Source organism: Paenibacillus sp. Root52 (assembly GCF_001426865.1).
In the GTDB taxonomy this organism is placed as follows: domain Bacteria; phylum Bacillota; class Bacilli; order Paenibacillales; family Paenibacillaceae; genus Paenibacillus.
The window spans coordinates 1-550 of the sequence record NZ_LMFO01000013.1 but is presented as its reverse complement, the minus strand read 5'-3'; the positions used below and the strand labels follow the sequence as shown (position 1 = coordinate 550).

The 550-nt window shown below is 53.6% G+C and carries 4 tRNA genes and 1 rRNA gene; all 5 read right to left on the bottom strand.

Annotated features, from left to right (window positions below):
* Nucleotides 1–65: 65 nt before the first annotated feature.
* Nucleotides 66–141: transfer RNA gene (locus tag ASD24_RS14715), tRNA-Val, on the bottom strand.
* A gap of 7 nt (nucleotides 142–148) precedes the next feature.
* A tRNA-Glu gene (locus ASD24_RS14710) sits at nucleotides 149–220 on the bottom strand.
* Nucleotides 221–231: 11 nt separating this feature from the next.
* Nucleotides 232–304, bottom strand: a tRNA-Thr gene (locus ASD24_RS14705).
* Nucleotides 305–307: 3 nt separating this feature from the next.
* Nucleotides 308–383 (bottom strand) — tRNA-Asn (locus ASD24_RS14700).
* Between the two features lie 83 nt (nucleotides 384–466).
* Nucleotides 467–550: ribosomal RNA gene (rrf, locus tag ASD24_RS14695) — 5S ribosomal RNA — on the bottom strand; the annotation flags it as partial.

Below are 550 nucleotides of genomic sequence, written 5' to 3'. Positions count from 1 at the left end.
GCCTTCGGGTTATGAGCCCGACGAGCTACCGGGCTGCTCCACCCCGCGTCGTTAATAAATATATATGGTGGAGGCTGAGGGGATCGAACCCCCGACCCTCTGCTTGTAAGGCAGATGCTCTCCCAGCTGAGCTAAGCCTCCATCTATATGACCCGTAGGGGATTCGAACCCCTGTTACCTCCGTGAAAGGGAGGTGTCTTAACCCCTTGACCAACGGGCCTCACTTACCAAAGCTCTCAACCGGGATCGAACCGGTGACCTCATCCTTACCATGGATGCACTCTACCTACTGAGCTATGAGAGCAAATGGCTCCCCGAACAGGGCTCGAACCTGTGACAACTCGATTAACAGTCGAGTGCTCTACCAACTGAGCTATCAGGGAATGTTATGCATTTGCATGAGCAAATGCATTTCATCGTACAATTCCACATGCAGAGCCTGTTTCTATGTATGATGAAAGAGTTCGCTTGGCGGCGTCCTACTCTCCCAGGACCCTGCGGTCCAAGTACCATCGGCGCTAGAGGGCTTAACGGTCGTGTTCGGGATGGG